Raw genomic sequence first — 16,813 nt, 5'->3', positions numbered from 1 at the left:
GTGAAACCGGTTCCGCAAATCTACCGACAAAAGATGGTCAGCTGCGGTCGTGCAGCGTGATCCGGTAGCCGTCGGGGTCGGCGAAGGTGAACGTCCGCCCGAAGGGGCCGTCGACCGGGGCGGAGACGATCGGGTGGCCGTCGGCGGCCAAGGCGTCGTGGATGGCCTGGACGTCGGTGGCGTGGAGCCAGATCGCGGCCCCGATGCCGGGCTGGGCGACGGAGGCGAGATCGGTGCCGGGAACGACGTCGCGGAGGGCGAACGTGATCGGCTTCGTCTCGAAGACGATGGCGTGCGGCGGCCCGGCCGGCGAGCGGACGAGACCGAGGTACTGCTCGTAGAACGCCTGCGAAGCGGCGAGGTCGCGCGCTTGGAGCGAGATGAAGTCGGGGCCGGTGACGGGCATGGTGGTGCTCCTTCGTTCGTGTCAGGTTTCTGACACGCGAACTGTATGTCAGAATGCTGACATGAGTCAAGACGGTGTCGACCTGCAGACGTCACTGGGCTACCTGCTGAAGGAGGCGTCGAGCGCCCTGCGCGTCGCGATGGAGGAGGTGCTGCGGCCGCTCGGCATGAGCGTGACGCACTACTCCTGCCTGGAACTCCTGGCCCAACGGCCGGGCTTGTCGAACTCCGAGCTCGCGCGGGGCGCGTTCGTCACCCGGCAGACGATGAACGTGCTGCTCCAGGCCCTGGAGCGGGACGGCTACGTGACCAGGCCCGCGGAGGCACCCGTGGGCAAGGCCCTGCCCACGCGCCTCACCCCGCGCGGACGGCGGAGCCTGGAGAAGGCGAGCGCGGCGGTCCGGTCGGTCGAGGTCAGGATGCTGGCCGGGATGACCGAGGCCGAGCAGGCCACCGCGTTCCGGAGCCTGCGCAGCATGATCCGTTCCCTGCGCGACGGCTAGTGCTCACAACTGCGCCCGCGCGTCCTCGAGATCGGTGTCCAGCGCGTGGTAGACGGCCGGGCGGCGCCGGCGCAGCCACACCGCGACGGCCAGCCCCGCCAGCGCGACGACCAGGAGCAGCCAGGGCAGCTGCGGGACGACGCCGTTGCTGGAACCGGCCAACGTCGGGAAGTTGAGGATCGCCAGCGTGACGATGAGCCCGAGGCCCGCCGCGCCGAGACCGGGGGCGATCAGCGTCCGCACGAGCCGCGGGTCGCGGGTGCGGCGGAAGTGGACCAGGATCGCCAGCGCCGCGAGCAGCTGCAGGGTGAGGATGCCGAGGGTGCCGAAGCCGGTCATGCTGGCCGTCAGGTCGGCGACCGGGTCGAGGCCGGCGAGCCGGAACACCAGTGCCACCGCCGAGCCGAAGGCCAGCTGCGCGATCGCGGCGTCCTGGGGTGCGCCGTTGCGGGCGCGGGTCCGGCCCAGCAGCCGCGGCAGGACGCCGACGCGCCCGAGGGCGTAGAGGTAGCGGGTGGCCGAGTTGTGCAGGGCCAGCAGGGCGGCGAACAGGCTGACCACGAGCAGCAGCATCATCACCTCGGTCAGCGCGCCGCCGAGGTAGTCCCGCGAAACGGAGAACACCAGGTCTCCGGCGGACAGGTGCGCGGCGGCGACGTCCTGGGCCTGCGCCACCCCGATCGCGGTGACCACGGCCCAGGTGGTGAAGGCGGCGAACACCCCGATGAACCCGATGGCGATGTAGGTCGCCCGCGGGATCGTCCGCTTCGGGTTCTTCGCTTCCTCCCCGAACAGGGCGGTCGCCTCGAACCCGATGAAGGCGTTGGCGGCGAACAGCAACGCGAGCCCACCGGCGCCCTGGAACAGCACGGACGGGTGGAAGACGTCGAACGAGAGACCGTGCCGGAACAGCACGCTGAAGTCCATCACCAGCAGGATCGACACCTCGAGCACGAGCGAAACGCCCAGCACCTTCGCGCTGACGTCGATGCCCCGCCGGCTCAGCAGGAAGACCAGCACGACGGAGACGGCGCTCCAGACGACCCAGTCGACGTCCAGCCCGAAGACGTCCTTCAGCACGGTGCCGGTGAAGAACCCGCTCGTCCCGATGGCGCCGGCGACGAAGCAGTTGTAGCCGAGCATCGCGACGAACCCGGCGACGAGCCCCATGGTCTTGCCGAGGCCCTTGACCACGAACGCGTAGAAGCCGCCCGCACTGGTGAGGACTTTCGACATCTGCGCGTACCCGACGGCGAACAGCAGCAGCACGACGGTCGCCACGACGAACGCGGCCACCATTCCGCCGCCGTTGCCGACGGCGATCCCGATGGCGGCGATCACGACCATGCCGGTCAGCGGCGCCACGGCGGCCAGCACCAGGAAAACGATGCCGGGCACCCCGAGAACGTTCTCGGCCAGCGCGGTCCGGCCCGGCGCGGAACTGGTTCGGCTCATGGCCGGAAGTATGGGACGGACGGCTCGGCGGAGCTTGTGTCTGCGCGCGCGATCCTTGTCCCTCAGCGTGCGCTCCGCCGTCAGCTCGGCCGCGGCGGCAGGGCGATGACGTCCGCGGGTCCCGCCGGCCTCGGGTATGGCGGCTGCCCGGTCAGCACGCGCACCAGATCCTCGGCACCCTCGACGCTGAAGCTGTCGACCCGGAAGTGGTCGACGGTGTGCGGTTGCAGGAACAGGGGGATCTCGTCCGGGCTCCGGCCGGGCAGGACGACCCGGAGGATCCGCCGGGTGCTGCGGCTCCGTTCGGTGTGGACGAGTTCGCGCAGCACCGACATCTCCGACTGGAGTCCCCGGTTGCGGGTGTCGTCCGTTTCGCCGTCGCCGACGGCCCGGCACGCCGGGGAAGCGATGACGAGGACGTAGTCCGCCGCCTTGAGCTGGCGGAGGGCCCAGACGTACCAGTCCCGGGCGATTTCCAGGTCCCAGCGGTCCATGTGCACGTCCAGGCCGCAGGACACCAGGAACTCCGCCAGCGCGACGACTTTGGCGATGTGCGCGCTGTCTTCGTGGGCGTAGGAAAGGAAAACCCGCGGCGGGTCGCCCGGCCCGGCCGCCCGCGGCGGCGTCGCCGGGGAGGCGGCGACGTCCGCCGCGCGGGCCGCCAGATCGAGGCGGAACGTCCGGGGCACGGTCGCCGGGGCGTCGCCGAAGGTGACCGCGGGCGGGAGGTCGTACCGGGCGGACGCGGTGACGGCGACCTCGGTGGCGTCCGCGGCGGTGAGAACGGTGATCCACGCCGTGTACGAGCCGGGCTCGGGATCGCCGAGGCGCCAGCGGATCTCGCCGCTGCCCCGGCCGAAAACCCGCACCGGCGCGGAAATTCCGGGAAGGTGCACGTCGTGGCCGGCCGGCGAAGGCGTCGCGACGAAGGAAAGGTGCCGGTCCACCGTGAAGCCGGTCTCCGGCTGGGGACCACCGGCGGCGCGCGGTACCGCGTCGACCACGACCGGGCGATGCGTTTCGCCGCCCTCGAAGGCGAAGCCGACTTCCAGCCACGGCGGCACGGGGACGTCCGGAGCCAGCCACAGGTCGAAGTTGATCTGCACCAGGTGGGCCGCGTACCCCGGGAAGCCCGCGGGAGCGGGGACCACCCGGTGGACCTGCCAGCCGCCCAGCCGCACCGCGCCGATCTCGATGGCGGCCGGGGCGTGCGAGAGGTGCCGGGGAGCGCCGCGGACGAGCACGAGCCCGACCGGTCCCGCGGGTTCTGCGAGCACGCCGTGCCTCCTCTCGAGGTGCGAGGATAACGGCTACGCGGCCCGATCATCGGAGGACGACGTGGGCGATCCCGCACTCGAGGCGATGCTCACCGAGCTCGACCGGCGGGTGATGGCCTACGGCCGGGACCAGGACGCCGGCCTCGTCCTCGACGACCCGGCCGCGGACCTGCTCGCGCGCGTCTGGGCGCAGGTCGACGCCGGCGAGCTGACCACCGCTGCGGCGTTCGTGCTGGCCCGGTTCCACTGGTGCCGCTATCTCGCCCTGCCGGAGGGCGCCGACCTGCAGGACCAGGCGTACGCGCTCGAGCTGTTCACCTCGCTGCTGGACGCCGACCCCGAGCTGGTGCCCGGACCGCTGCGGGAACAGCTCGCGCGGCCCGGCCACGTGCCCGGTTCCGCGTACAACAGCAGCGGCGCGGGCTTCTACGAGATCTACGAAACAAGCGGCGATCCCGAAGTGCTCGACGTCGCACTGGGCATGTTCGCCATGGCGGTCGCCGCGGCGCCCCCGGAGGCGCCGCAGACCGGGTCGTTCCTCGCCAACGCCGCGGGTGCGCACCTGGCCCGCTTCGGCATCGCCGGCGACCCCGCGGATCTGGACGCGGCCATCGGCTTCGGCCTCCGGGCGGTCGCACACCCGGGCGGGTCCCCCGAGTCGCGTGCCGCGGCCGCCGGCAACCTCGCCGCCGTCCTGCGAACCCGGTTCGAGCGCGATGGTGACCGCGAGGACCTCGATGCGGCCGTGGACGCCGCTCGCCGCGCAGCCGAACTGCTGCCACCGGAGCACCCAGACGCTCTCTCGCACCTCGCGGGTGCCGCTCTGGCGCTGCAAACCCGCTTCCAGCACCGGCACGACCGCACCGACATCGACGAGGCCGTCACCCTGGCCGAGCGGTGCGTGGCGGCCTCCGCACCCGGCGACCCCGAACGGCCGTCGCACCTCAGCGCGCTCGCCAACTGCTGCTTCGTCCGCTACGAACGCTTCCGCGATCCCGCCGACCTGGACGTCACGGTCGAGGCCAACACGACCGCCGTCCGCGACACGCCGCCGAGCCGGCCGGCCCGGCTCGGCTACCTGAGCAACCTCGGGACCGCGCTGCGCGAGCGGTACCTGCTGACCGGCTCCCTCGACGACCTCACCGCAGGTGTCGATGCCGCCCGCGAAGCCGTGGAAACCGCCCCGCCCGGATACAGCGACCGAGCGGCGCTGCTGACGAACCTCGCCGCGTTGCTGCGCACCCGTGCCGCGCGCACGGGCGGCGTCGAGGATCTCGACGCGGCGGTCGCGGCCTCCGGCCAGGCGGTGGAGGCGGCGAGCGGGCCGCACCGGGCGTCGGTGCTGCTCACCCACGCGATCGCGCTGACCAGCCGGTTCGAGCGGACGGGGAACCCCGCCGACCTGGACGCCGCCGTCGCCGCGGGCGAAGAAGCGCACGCGACCGGGGCGCCGGACCACTTCGACCGCGCGACCTGGGACTCCGACCTCGCGTCGGCGCTGGTGACGCGGTACGTCAACCGCGGGGATCGCCGGGACCTCGACACGGCGGTGCGGCTGGCCCGCCGCGCGGCCGCCGCGGACCACCCCGATCGCGGCCGGTTGCTGTCGAACCTCGCCTACACGCTGCGCATCCGCGCCGCGGCGACCGAAGACCCGGCCGACTTCGACGAGGCCGTGTCCGCGGGCGAGGAAGCCGTGGCGTCCCTGCCGGACGGGCGGCCGGGCCGGTCGGGGTACCTGGTGAACCTCGCCTCCGCGCTGGCCGCCCGTTCCGAACGCACCGGCAGCACCGCCGACCTCGACGAAGCGGTGGCGCGTTCTCGCGAAGCCCTCACCCAGATCTCCGAAGCGCACGCCGACCACCCCGGCCTGCTCAACAACCTGGGTCTGATCCTGAGCCGCCGGTTCGACCGCCTCGGCAGGCTCGCCGACGTCGACGAGGCGGTGGCGCTGGCCCGGCGCGCGGTCGACGACGTGCCCGCCGAGCACCAGGACCGGCCCGCCTACCTGACCAATCTCGGCACTTCGCTGCGGTCCCGGCACCGCCGCACGCACAGCGCCGAAGATCTCGACGACGCCGTCGAGGTCTCACGGGCGGCCGCGGCGGCCCTCCCGCCCGGGCACACGGCGCTCGGCGGGTACCTGAGCAACCTGGGCAACACCCTGCGCGCCCGGTTCGACCTGGCCGGCGACCCGGACGATCTCGCGGCGGCGCTGGTGGCCGCCGAGCGCGCGGTCGCCCATGCGGCGTCCGACGTCGAACGCGCACAGTTCCTCTCGAACTTCTCCGCGGTGCTGATGAGCGCCTTCGAGCACGATTCCGCGCCCGATCGGCTCGAAGCCGCGATCGCGGCCGCCGAAGCGGCCGTCGAAGCCACTCCGGCCGACCACGCCGACCTCGGCCGGCACCTGGCGAACCTGGGCAACGCCCTGGTCGCCCGCGCCGGTCCCGGTGACCTGGCGCGTGCGGTGGCCGTGACCGGTGAAGCCGTCCGCGTGACTCCGGCGGCGGACCCCGACCACGCGGGCTACCTGCTCGTCGCGGGGCACGCCCGCCGCACGGCCGAGCCGGCCGCGGGGGTACCGGACGAGTGGCGGCAGGCGGCCCGCAGCGCGACCGGGCCGGCCGAGGTGCGGCTGGCGGCCGCCTGGGCGTGGGGCGACGCCGCGGCGGCCGACGAGAACGTGTCCGAGGCGGCCGACGGGTTCGCGGCCGCGGTGTCGCTGCTGCCGGTCCTGGCCTGGCGCGGCCTGGACACCGCGGCGCGCGAAGGACAGCTGTGGCGTTGGGCCGGCCTGGCGAGCGAAGCCTGCGCGTGGGCGCTGCGCGCCGGCGACCCACGCCGGGCGGTCGAACTGCTCGAGCAGGGCCGGTCGATCACCTGGAGCCAGCTCACGCAGACCCGCGCGGACCTGACGGCGGCCCGGGAGGCCGCGCCCGAGCTGGTGGACCGGCTCGCCGAGCTGCGTTCGGCGCTCGACGCACCGCAGCGCGACGCGGACACCCGGACGGTGCTCGACCGCGAACGGGCGGCTTCGGCACGGCGTCGCCTCGCCGAAGAGTGGGACGAGGTCCTCGAGCGGATCCGCGGGATCGACGGCCTGCGGAACTTCCTCGCCGCGGCGCCCTACGACGAGCTCGCGGCGGAGGCCGCCGCCGGCCCGGTGGCGCTGGTCAACCTCAGCAGCCACCGGTGTGCCGCCATCGTGGTCACCGGCGGGGAACCGATCGTGGTGGACCTGCCCGGTGACGCACAGGCCCGGGCGGTCGAGCTGGTGAACGGGGTGCTGCAGACCCGGCAGGCCGCGGCCGTGAACCCCGCCTTCGCCACGGTCCGCGCCGCGCACCGGGCCCTGGCGGAGGCGCTGAGCTGGCTGCACGAGAACGTCGTCGGCCCCGTGCTGGACGCCCTCGCGCTCGACGCCGCCGACGGGCAGCTGCCGCGGATGTGGTGGTGCCCGACCGGGCCGCTGGCGTTGCTGCCGCTGCACGCCGCGGGAGACGCGCTGGACCGGGTGGTTTCGTCCACCCTGCCGACCATCGGGACGTTGCGCCGGAGCCGCGCGGCCGCCGGTGCCGGACCGGTGCGGGCGCTCGTGGTGGCCCAGGCCGAAGCCCGGGGGGACCTGCCGGCGCTCCCGAACGCCGAAGAAGAGGCCCGCCGGGTGCGCCGGCACCTGCCCGACGGCGAGGATCTGGCCGGTCCCGCCGCGACCGCCGACGCGGTCCTCGCCGCGCTCGCCGGTCACACCTGGGCCCACCTGAGCTGTCACGGCAGCCAGCACCCCACCGACCCCACCACCAGCGCCCTGCACCTGGCCGACCGGCCGCTGACGGTGGCCGAGATCGCCGCCCGCACCTTCCCCGGAGCCCACCTCGCCTACCTCTCGGCGTGCGAGACCTCGACCGGCGGCACCCGGCTACTGGACGAGGCCCTGCACCTGGCGGGTGCCTTCCAGGTGGCGGGCTACCGGCACGTGATCGCGACACTGTGGACGGTCGCGGACGACCGCGCCGTCGAGGTCGCGGAGAGCGTGTACACGGCTTTGCTCGGCCAAGGCACAGCGGCCGCGGACGAGGTGGCGCGGGCCCTGCACCAGGCCGTCCGCCGCCTGCGTGCCCTGGTGCCCGAGGCGCCGATGCTGTGGGCGCCGTTCGTCCACAGTGGACCATGACCGGGCTTCGGGGCGGGATCGCTCAGAACAGCGTCGCGGGCTCGACGGGCTCCGGCTCGGGCAGCGGGTCGAGATCGGGGACGAGCGCTCGCACGTCGTCGTGGAAGCGTCGGGCGAGTGCCGGCGCGTCGTCGTTGCCGGGGGTGTGCACGAAAACCGTCGGCGACCGGCCTTCCCGCAGCCACCCGGCGACCACCGCGGTCCACGGCTGCCAGCCCTCGGCGGTCTCCTCGGCCGAGTCCCGCCCCAGGTAGCGCACGATCGGCCGATCCGTCAGCGCCCGCGTCCGCCGCGGCAGCCGCGGTTTCATCCCCCAGGTCTCCCGCTCGGCCGGGGTGACCGGCGGCTGCCGGAAGAAAACGGTGGTGTCGAACGGCACCCATTCGGCCTCCGCGGCAGCCAGCGCGCCTTCCAGCTTCGCCGTCGCACCGGCCTCGGTGAAGAATTCAGGATGCCGCACCTCCACGGCCCGCCGCCGCCCGGCGGGCAGCCGCCGCAGGAACCGGCCGAGGGCCTGGACGTCCGAAGGGCCGAACGAGCCGGGCAGCTGGGTCCACAGAACGGCCCGGTCACCGAGGGGTTCGAGCGCGTCCAAGAAGGCCCGCATTTCGCTCTCGACCCCGGCCAACCGCAGTTCGTGCGTGACGACCTTGGGCACCTTGACGACGAACCGGAAGTCGTCGCCGGTCTGCTGCGCCCAGGTCGCCACGGTGTCCCGGGCCGGAATGGCGTAGAAGGTCGTGTTGCCTTCGACGGCGTTGCACCAGCGCGAATAGGCCCGAAGCCGTTCTTTGGCCGGCAGCGACGGCGGAAGGATCCGCCCGGGCCACGCCTTGTGCGACCACATCGCGCAGCCGACGTGCAGACGTGCCACTGGTCAGCTCCCCTCGATCGTGCGGAAAATCTACCGGTTCCGCTCGACCCCCGCCGTCTGCAGGAGGGCGTCCACCGCGGCGAGGCCGAGCACCTGGCCGCCGTCGCCGGGCACGGCCACGCCGATCACCTCGCCGACCTCGTCCAGGGCCGGTGCCCCGGCACAGCCGGCCGGCAGCGCCAGGCTCGTGCGGAACAGCCGTTCGCCGTGCTCGGCCGGCTCGAACCGGTTGACCACGCCGGTCAGCAGCGTGCGGGTGCCGTCCTCCGCCGGGGCGGGCAGCCAGAGCTGGTCGCTGATCCCGACGAGCTCGGAGTGGCCGAGGGGCAGCGGCGCCACGCCCAGCGGCCTGGCCAGTTCCAGCACCACGACGTCGTGCCCGGCCCGGTCCGCGGTGTGGACGTGCAAGACGTCGCTGGTCGCCGCGCCCGCCGTCACGACGATCGGCGCGTCGCCGTCCCGCCGGGGCAGGTGCGCGACGACGAGCCGCTCGCCGACCAGGAATCCCGTTCCGCCGGGCGAAACTTCGACCAGCCCGGCCGGCAGCCCCGTCGGCCGTTTCGCCCCGGCGCGCCGCCGCAGCGTGCGGTAACCCTCGGCGTCGCCGATGCGCGCGAGGCACTGCTCGTGCCGCCGGACGTCGGCGGGATCGTCCGGCGGTTCGGGCAGCTCGCCCAATGCGCCGAGCGCCTCCCGGTACGACCCGGCCGCGTGGTGGTCGCGGAAGCGGCGAAGCGGATCCGGCTCGTGCATCGCCAGCCGGGTGAGCACGGCGCTCCAGCGGGCGACCTTCGCGGCCAGCTCCCGCAACCTCGCGGCTTGGGCCCGGGTGGTGTCCAGCAGGTGCGTGCTTTCGGCAACGGTCGCTTCGAGGTCTTCTTCGGCCGGTGCCCGCCGGGCGGCGCAGGCATCCGCCGCGGCGGCCGCGGCGAAGGCCGCCGTCCGCGCGGAGGCCAGGTCGAGCTCGGTCTGGACGTCCTCGTTGAACATCTCGACCAGCGCCTGCCGCGTTTCGGCCGTCAGCGCGGTGGCGGGCGGGCGGTGGGTGGCCTGCCGCTGCCGGAACTCCTGCCAGGCCCCCTCGGTGCTGTCTTCGGCGATCCCGGCGGCCAGTTCCCGCAACTGCGTCCGCACTTCCGCCAGCTCAGCGCGCTGCTGCTCGCGCCGGCGCTGCTGTTCGTAGCGGCGGGTCAGGTCGCCGATCTCGCGGGGCGACAGCAGGGTGGTTTCGGTGACCCGGATCCCGTTGGCCTGCTTGGTTTCCAGGTCACGCGCGGTCACCTCGAGCACGCAGTCGGCGTCGATTTCGAAGGTGACCTCGATCTTCGGGCGCCCCTTCGGCGCGGGCGGAATCCCGGTGAGGGTGAACTGGCCGATCCTCGACTCCCGGTCGAGGGTGCCGTTGAAGATCCGGATGCACACCTCGGTCTGGTTGTCCTCGTGGGTGGTGTAGATGTCGGAGCGGCGGGTCGGGATCGTGGTGGCCCGGCTGATCAGTTCCGAGAAGATCTGCCGCTTCGTCTCGTCGGTGATCTGGATGCCGAGGGCGAGCGGGGTGACGTCGAGGAGCAGGAACTCGGTCAGGGCGCCGCTGCGCATCGCGCCGAGGAGCGCGGCTCCGCTCGCCACCGCGGTCCGCGGATCGGTGACGACGACCCGCTTGGCGGCGAAGACTTCTTCCACCGTCTGCCGGACCAGGGGGGACAGCATCGGCCGGCCGACCAGCACGACCTGGTCCGGCCGGTCGGGCGCGGACTCCAGGAACGCCGCGGTCACGCGGCGCAGCGTCGCCAGCCGGTCGGCCAGCACCTCCGCCAGCTCGGTCCGGGTCAGCTCCAGGAGAACGTGCTCGTGCGAGCCGAAGCCGGCCAGGCTGCACGACGCCCGGTCCTGCGCGGAGAGGTCGATTTTCAGGCTCTCCGCGGCGATTCCGAGCCGCCGGCGCAGCTCGCCGGTGGCCGGGACCTGGATGCCCTTCAGCGCCAGCTGGGCGGCCAGCGCGTCGGTGACCGCGGCGTCGAAGTCCTTGCCGCCGAAGCGGGTGTCGCCGCCGACGTCCCGCACCTCGTAGACGCCTTCGCCCACCTCCAGCAGGCTCAGGTCGAGCGTGCCGGCGCCGAGGTCGACCACCGCGACGGTCTTGTCGAGCTTCCGCTCGTACGCGGCCGCGATGCACGCCGCCGTCGGCTCATGCACCAGCCGGACCAACTCGACTTCCGCGATTTCGCACGCCGAGCGGGTGGCCGCGTTCTGGTTGTTGGTGAAGTACGCGGGCACCGTGACGAGCACCCGCGGCCGGTCGATCCGCAGGTCGTGGTGGCGGTCGGTCCAGGCCAGCCACTCCGTCCGCACCTGACCGAGCTCGGCGGCTGCCAGCTCCCCGACGCGTTCCCGCACCTGTTCGGCCAGGAACGTCTCGACCAGCCCCCTGGCGTGGCGGATGATCCGGGCGGCGACTTCTTCCGGCCGGTAGGTGCGGTCGCGGATCTTGAACCGGGTGGCGCTGCCCATCCGCCGTTTCGCGGCGTCGATGTGCCCGGCGAGCCAGGGCGCCAGCGTCTCCTCGCCGGTCAGGCCGACCAGCTCGGTGCCCTGCCGGTCGAGGCTGAGCGTCGAGGCGAACTGGAGGTGTCCTTTCCACGGGCAGAAGACCGGCCGCTGCTTCTCGCGGTCGTAGATTGCCGCGGCGGACGTGGTCGTGCCCAGGTCCAGGCCCCAGATCGCGCTGTACCGCTGGTCGACGTCCGCGCGGGCCCTGGTCACCCACGCCTGCGCCCGTTCCTGGAACCGGCGCAAGTCCTCCGCGCCCAGCGCTGTCAGGCATTCCGTCACGTCGGCGTCCAGGTGGGGCGGCACGAGCTCGTCTTCGGCCAGCCTGCGCAGCACCCGGGCCGCCTGCGACCGCTCCCCGCGGGCCTCGATCGCGGTGAGGCAGTGCCGGACGAGCTTGTCGTACTCGCCGGTCCGGCGCAGGCATTCGGCCAGCCGCGGGTCCTCCGCCGCTTCCGCGCCGAGCCAGCCGAGCAGGACGTGTGCCGCACCGGCGAAGTCACCGGCGCGCAGGAACAGCGTGACCGCCTGCTCGGGCTGGCCGATGCGCCGGCGCAGCCTGGCCGCGCCGGCGAAGTCCCCGCCGGCCTCGTAGGAAGCGGCGCGCGCGTCCAGCGCTTCCGGGGAGTCGTCGCCCTTCAGGACCCGCGCCGCCTCACCGAACTGCCTGGCCCGGTTGAACAGCCGGTTGGCGCGGAAGAACTCGCGTCCCTCTTCGGCCCGCGAGGCGGCGAGGGCAAGCTCGCCGGCGGCTTCCTCGAAGACGCTCCAGGCCCGGTAGGCGTCCTGGCAGGCGTCGGCGTCGTGTTCGGCCAGCCGGATCAGCGCGCCGAAGTGCAGCCGGGTGGCCGAGACGAGGTCCGCACGCAGCCCTGCCACCCGTTCACGGCGTTCCAGCACGGCGGCGGTCGGCGTCGCGACGCGGTCCAGCTGCGCCAGCACGTCCTGGAGCCGCCCGGCCGCGGCGGCGAAGTCCTGCCGCCCGGCGAGTTCGTCGACTTCCGGCAGGGCCCGGTCGACAAGCGCGGCCAGCCGCTCGGGCCGGTCGGCCGGGCAGGTGGCGAGGGCGTCGAAGAACTGGTGGAGTTCCTCGTGGCACCGGCTCACCTGGTCCAGCCGGCCGAGCTCGCGGTAGACGGGCAGCGCGGCGGCGAACCGGCCGGCATCGGCCAGCAGGTCGCCGTACCGCTCGGCGAGCGGTACGGCCAGCTCGGTGCCGGGGTGGGCCCGAGCCAGTTCCAGCCCCGCGCCGACGTCTTCGGCCACCGACGACCGCAGGCAGCAGGCGAGGGCACGGCGGACATCGGTGTCGGAGCCGGAGCTCGCCAGCCGGACGGCGTCGGCACCGTGCCCCAGCAGGCAGTGGACGTCGAGGACGTCCGGCCGCAGTGTCTCGGCGAGGTCGGCGAAGAAGCGCTGCCACAGCTCGGCGTCGCGCTCCAGAGGTGTGCGGGCGGCGTGCAGCGTCACGACCGCGGCCACCACGTCCCGGGTGAGCACGCGCCGCTTCCACCAGCGGAGGAGATGGCGGACGGCGAGGTCGGCGTCGCCCAGCTCGCCGAGCAGCGTCACCATCCGATCGCGGGCCACCACCTGCAGGTCCGCCAGGTCGAGCCGCGAGGCGACCTCGAAAACGACGGCGAGAACGTGCCGATCCGGCCGCGAGGTCAAAGCGCCCAGCCACGCCCGGTCACTGGCGTCCAGCGGGTACCGCTCGGGCGGAATCCGGTGATCGCAGGCACCGAACACCTCGGCGGCCAGGCCGGGTTCGGCCCGAAGGGCCAGCAGCAGAGCCCGCCGGTAAGCACGCCCGGCGCGTTCCCAATCGACCGGAGCACCCCCACCGGCGGGAAGCTCCCCGTCAAGCCGCGCCACGGCCCGCACCACCCGTTTCCGCGCCCCACCGGCCAGCCAGTCGAGCACCGACTCACGGACAGGAACCCGGTACGGAGGGGCGACGAAAGGGACGGGAGCAGTATTCGGCTGCCCGATGATCACGGTGTTGATACGCCCGGCTTGCACGGTGTTCCCCGCGCCATCACCCTCGAATTTGTTTTCGACCCGGCTCTCGCTCACGCCACTCCCTGTCGCCAGTCTGCGAGCACGCTAGCACCGGGCGAGTTCCCGCCCGGCGCTTTCCGCGCCGACGGCGAAGGGGGTAGCGAACGTAAACGATTTCTGGCCAAATAGAGGCCACGAATTCGACGTCGTTGAGGAAGTGATCCGCGCGGTTTCCGGTTCGGGTCGGGCGGCGCTCAGGCCACGGCGACCGGCAGCGTGCTGAGCCCGCGCAACGTCACCGTGGCCGCCCACTCCGGATCCCCGGCCGGCTGCAGGCCCGGGACGCGGCGGGCGAGTTCCCGCAGCACCGTCCGGCCTTCCAGCCGGGCCAGCGGCGCACCGAGGCAGAAGTGGATCCCGTGCCCGAACGCCAGGTGCCGCTCCGGCGGCCGCGTGATGTCGAAGGTGTCGGGCGCCCGGTGCGCGCGCGGGTCCCGGTTCGCGGCGCCGATGAACACCAGGGCCTGGTCGCCGGCGGCCAGCGGGACGTCGCCGAGGGTGGTGTCGGCCAGCGCGGTGCGCATGGTGAGCTGGATCGGCGAGTCGTAGCGCAGGATCTCTTCGACCGCGGCTTCCGCGAGCGCACCGTCGCCGGTGAGCGCGGCGTACTGTTCCGGGTTTCGCAGCAGGGCGAGGACGCCGTTGCCGAGGAGGTTCGTGGTGGTCTCGTGGCCGGCCACCAGCAGCAGGGTGAGCGTGACCAGCAGTTCGCCTTCGCTGAGCACCTGGCCCTCGTCCGTGACCGCCACGAGCGCGGACAGCAGGTCTTCTCCCGGGGTACGGCGACGCTCGGCAGCCAGGTCGCGGAAGTAGGCGATGAACTCCCGCCGCGCTGCCGCTGCCTGCTCGGCGACGCCCGGCGGCAGGAGGAACCCCGGGTCCGACGCCCGCGCCATCGCGGCCGACCAGGCGCCGAACCGTTCCCGGTCCCCGGCCGGAACGCCCAGCAGTTCCGCGATCACCGTGACCGGCAGCGGCACGGCCAGCGTCTCCATGAAGTTCGCCTCGCCGGCGTCGAGGATCCGGTCGATCGCCTCGGTGGCCAGCGCCTCGATCCGCGGCTGCAGGTTCCCGATCACGCGCGGGGTGAACGCCTTCGACACCAGACGGCGCAGCCGGGTGTGGTCCGGCGGGTTGCGGAACGCGAACGCGCGCACCACGCGGCCCTGCGCGTCGACGGGGTGGTCCGGGTCCCCGCCGTCGATGACCTCCGGCTCGGGGTGTCCGAACTGCGTGCCGCGCAGCACCTGCTCCGCCTCGGCGTGGCCCAGCACGGCGACGAACGAACCACCGGCCCGGACGACCGGCGCCTTCTCCCGCCACTGCGCGTACAGGGGGTAGGGATCGGGACGGTTCTGCGGGGTCAGGAGGTCTCCGAGCATGTTCACCACGGCACCTTCTCACGCTGCGGTGACGCGGCTCAGCCCGGCGGGAATTCCACGAAGAAGCGCCCCAGCACTCTGGGGAAGATGCCGGGGCGCTTGCCGTTCGCCGCGGTGGCCCGGGTTCGAGGGTGGCGGGCCACGTATCCGTTGCGGCGAACGGATTCGAGGGTGGGGTACCTGCTGGCGACACGGGATTCGGTGTCGCCAGCAGGATTTCCCCCCTCTGTCCCCGCCGCGGGGTGGTGATCCGCTTGGCGAGGAACTTCAAGTTATCGGCCCACCACGGTGGATGTCAACTAAAAAGTACGCGCGGAGATCGACGTAATATGAAGTTGGACCAGGTGCCGGGTCGCGCCGGGAACGTCCGGCTCAACCGCGGGCGGCGGTGAGCGACGGGCGCTGCCACTCCTGCGCCACGAGGCGCAGGAACTCCACCATCGCCGCGAGGTTGTTGCCGGTGGCCGGCTCCTCGATGATCTTCGTGCTCGGTTCGCGGGACTGAGCCGCGTGGGCGGCCAGGGCGTCCCGCCACAGCGCGGCTTCGACTGCGGCCAGGAGCTCGGCCCCGGCGAGCCCGCGGGCTTTCGCGGCCTGCTCGGCGGCCCGCGCAACGTCCTCGTCGAGGTACCCGCGCAGGCGGCTTCGGCCGTCCATGATCTCGATGGCACGCCGGTACAGCGCGAACTCCGAATCCCAGGCCGGCGGGCGCGTGTTCAGCATGATCGAGGGCAGCGCGGTCGTGAACGCCTCCCACAGCGGCTCCAACTGGCGGTAGGACCGCCGGTAGGCGAAGGAGAGCCGGATGGATGTCGCCCGCGGCCCCCAGGCCGGCATCGAGAGGCCGACGAGCCAGAACAGGACCCCGACCGCGATCACCGGCACCTCGAGGCCCTGCGGGTAAGGCGGGGTGATGCCGAAGGTGATCAGGATCGTGAACCCCAGGTGGTGCACGGTGTAGAGCAGGCCGAGGGTGGTGCCGATGGTCATGGTGACCAAGCCGCGGCGCACCCACGTGCGGTCGGCGATCCGGGACCATTTCCACGACAGGCGGCTGAGGGTCAGCGACGATGCGCCGACCGCCGCGGTGTAGCAGAGCACCATCACGCGGGCGAACGGGTACGCGTGGTAGTCCAGGTCCCGGTAGTCGGGCGATTCGGTGACGAGGCTGGTCGCCCAGGCGGCGACCATCCCGGCGGTGAACAGCAGCATGGCGGCCTGGTACCAGGCGATCTCCGCGGGGCGTTTCCGCTGCCCGTAGATCGACAGCAGGTAGAACCACTCGAAGGAGACGATGGAGCCGAGGATGAGCAGGTGCTGGATCAGGAACAGCTGTGCGGAAAGCGGGCGGAGGAACCCGGTCGCGACGGCTGCGGTGAGAAGGAACAGGCCGGACCACATCGCCCACATCGCGGGCCGCCGCGGCGAGCGGATCAGGTCGACGAGCCGGTAGACGGTGACCACGACCCCGGCGAGGACCATGACGTATTGGAGCGCGGTCTGGATCGCTTCACGCACGGGTGCGTCCCATGATCGCGGCGAGGGCGTCGACACTGGCGAGGTCCTCGCCGTGGAGGTGGCGCTCCGGTTCGATGAGGCGACGCCCGGCGGCCTTCCAGATGAGCGACGCTCCGACCTCGGCTTCGGTCTCCTGGTGGAACGAGTACGTTTCGCGGTGCAGCACCTGATCCCCGGCGGCGCCTTCGCCGGCGTGGCGGATGATCACCTCGCGCAGCTGCTCGTCGAGCGGGCCGCGGGCGAGCACGGCGTCTTCGTCGCCGCGGTGGCAGAGCAGGATGTGGGCGGCCTCGTGCGCCAAGACTTGCTCCCAGTGCAGGTCGCCCTCGCGGAGGGCGGAGTCGTAGAGGATGACGTCGACGTTCTCGGTGGGCACCCACAGGGCGTCCGGCCCGTCGGGCGGAATCTCGGCGGCCAGGAGCTCGATCGGCCGGCCGCGGTAGCCGGCCAGCCGCTGGATGAACTCGCGGATGTCCCAGGGCTCGGGAACGCCGACTTCGTTCAGGAGCTTGTTGATGCGTCGGCGGAGCCGCCGGTACTCGGCGGCTCCGAGCAGTTCCGGTCGCCGGCTCGGAGCGCCGGAAGCCGGGCTGTCGTCGATGGACATGGTG

The 16,813-nt window shown here is 73.0% G+C and carries 10 protein-coding genes; 2 read left to right on the top strand and 8 right to left on the bottom strand.

All coding sequences use genetic code 11. The annotated features are described in order from the left end of the window. Positions 1–37 precede the first annotated feature (37 nt). A complete protein-coding gene (locus AB0M93_RS31305; protein ID WP_364279821.1) occupies positions 38–406 on the bottom strand; it encodes a VOC family protein in 369 nt (122 codons plus the stop codon). 61 nt (positions 407–467) lie between these two features. On the opposite strand from AB0M93_RS31305, the gene AB0M93_RS31300 reads away from it, so the two are divergent. Beyond that, complete coding sequence (locus AB0M93_RS31300) at positions 468–908, top strand: MarR family transcriptional regulator (RefSeq protein WP_364279818.1); 441 nt, start codon at positions 468–470, stop codon at positions 906–908. A 3-nt stretch (positions 909–911) separates the two neighbouring features. Here the strand turns inward: AB0M93_RS31300 and AB0M93_RS31295 are convergent, their stop codons facing one another. After that, positions 912–2,363, bottom strand: coding sequence for an APC family permease (locus AB0M93_RS31295; protein ID WP_364279816.1), 1,452 nt, complete (start codon positions 2,361–2,363; stop codon positions 912–914). An 80-nt stretch (positions 2,364–2,443) separates the two neighbouring features. After that, the gene (locus AB0M93_RS31290; RefSeq protein WP_364279814.1) at positions 2,444–3,640 is read right to left on the bottom strand and encodes an SEFIR domain-containing protein; all 1,197 of its coding nucleotides are present in this window, start codon (positions 3,638–3,640) and stop codon (positions 2,444–2,446) included. A gap of 61 nt (positions 3,641–3,701) precedes the next feature. Here AB0M93_RS31290 and AB0M93_RS31285 point away from each other — a divergent pair, with 61 nt between their 5' ends. After that, positions 3,702–7,817: a CHAT domain-containing protein gene (locus AB0M93_RS31285; RefSeq protein WP_364279811.1), complete on the top strand. Its 4,116-nt coding sequence runs from the start codon at positions 3,702–3,704 to the stop codon at positions 7,815–7,817. Between the two features lie 22 nt (positions 7,818–7,839). On the opposite strand, the gene AB0M93_RS31280 is transcribed toward AB0M93_RS31285, so the two are convergent. The 5 genes from AB0M93_RS31280 to AB0M93_RS31260 all read right to left on the bottom strand — a co-directional run bounded on the left by AB0M93_RS31280 (position 7,840) and on the right by AB0M93_RS31260 (position 16,809). Beyond that, positions 7,840–8,664, bottom strand: a complete 825-nt coding sequence (locus AB0M93_RS31280) for a DUF72 domain-containing protein (RefSeq protein ID WP_364280151.1) — start codon at positions 8,662–8,664, stop codon at positions 7,840–7,842. Positions 8,665–8,721: 57 nt separating this feature from the next. After that, positions 8,722–13,116: an Hsp70 family protein gene (locus tag AB0M93_RS31275; protein ID WP_364279808.1), complete on the bottom strand. Its 4,395-nt coding sequence runs from the start codon at positions 13,114–13,116 to the stop codon at positions 8,722–8,724. Between the two features lie 380 nt (positions 13,117–13,496). Continuing rightward, positions 13,497–14,684, bottom strand: a complete 1,188-nt coding sequence (locus tag AB0M93_RS31270; RefSeq protein WP_364280148.1) for a cytochrome P450 — start codon at positions 14,682–14,684, stop codon at positions 13,497–13,499. Between the two features lie 372 nt (positions 14,685–15,056). Then, positions 15,057–16,202: an MAB_1171c family putative transporter gene (locus tag AB0M93_RS31265; protein ID WP_364279805.1), complete on the bottom strand. Its 1,146-nt coding sequence runs from the start codon at positions 16,200–16,202 to the stop codon at positions 15,057–15,059. Beyond that, positions 16,195–16,809, bottom strand: a complete 615-nt coding sequence (locus AB0M93_RS31260) for a hypothetical protein (protein WP_364279802.1) — start codon at positions 16,807–16,809, stop codon at positions 16,195–16,197. Before AB0M93_RS31260 ends, AB0M93_RS31265 begins: the two co-directional genes overlap by 8 nt. Positions 16,810–16,813: the final 4 nt, after the last annotated feature.

Origin of the sequence: Amycolatopsis sp. NPDC051102, assembly GCF_040682815.1 — a bacterium.
GTDB lineage: Bacteria > Actinomycetota > Actinomycetes > Mycobacteriales > Pseudonocardiaceae > Amycolatopsis.
Note: the sequence above shows the minus strand (reverse complement) of the source record. Positions and strands in the feature narration are given on the sequence as shown.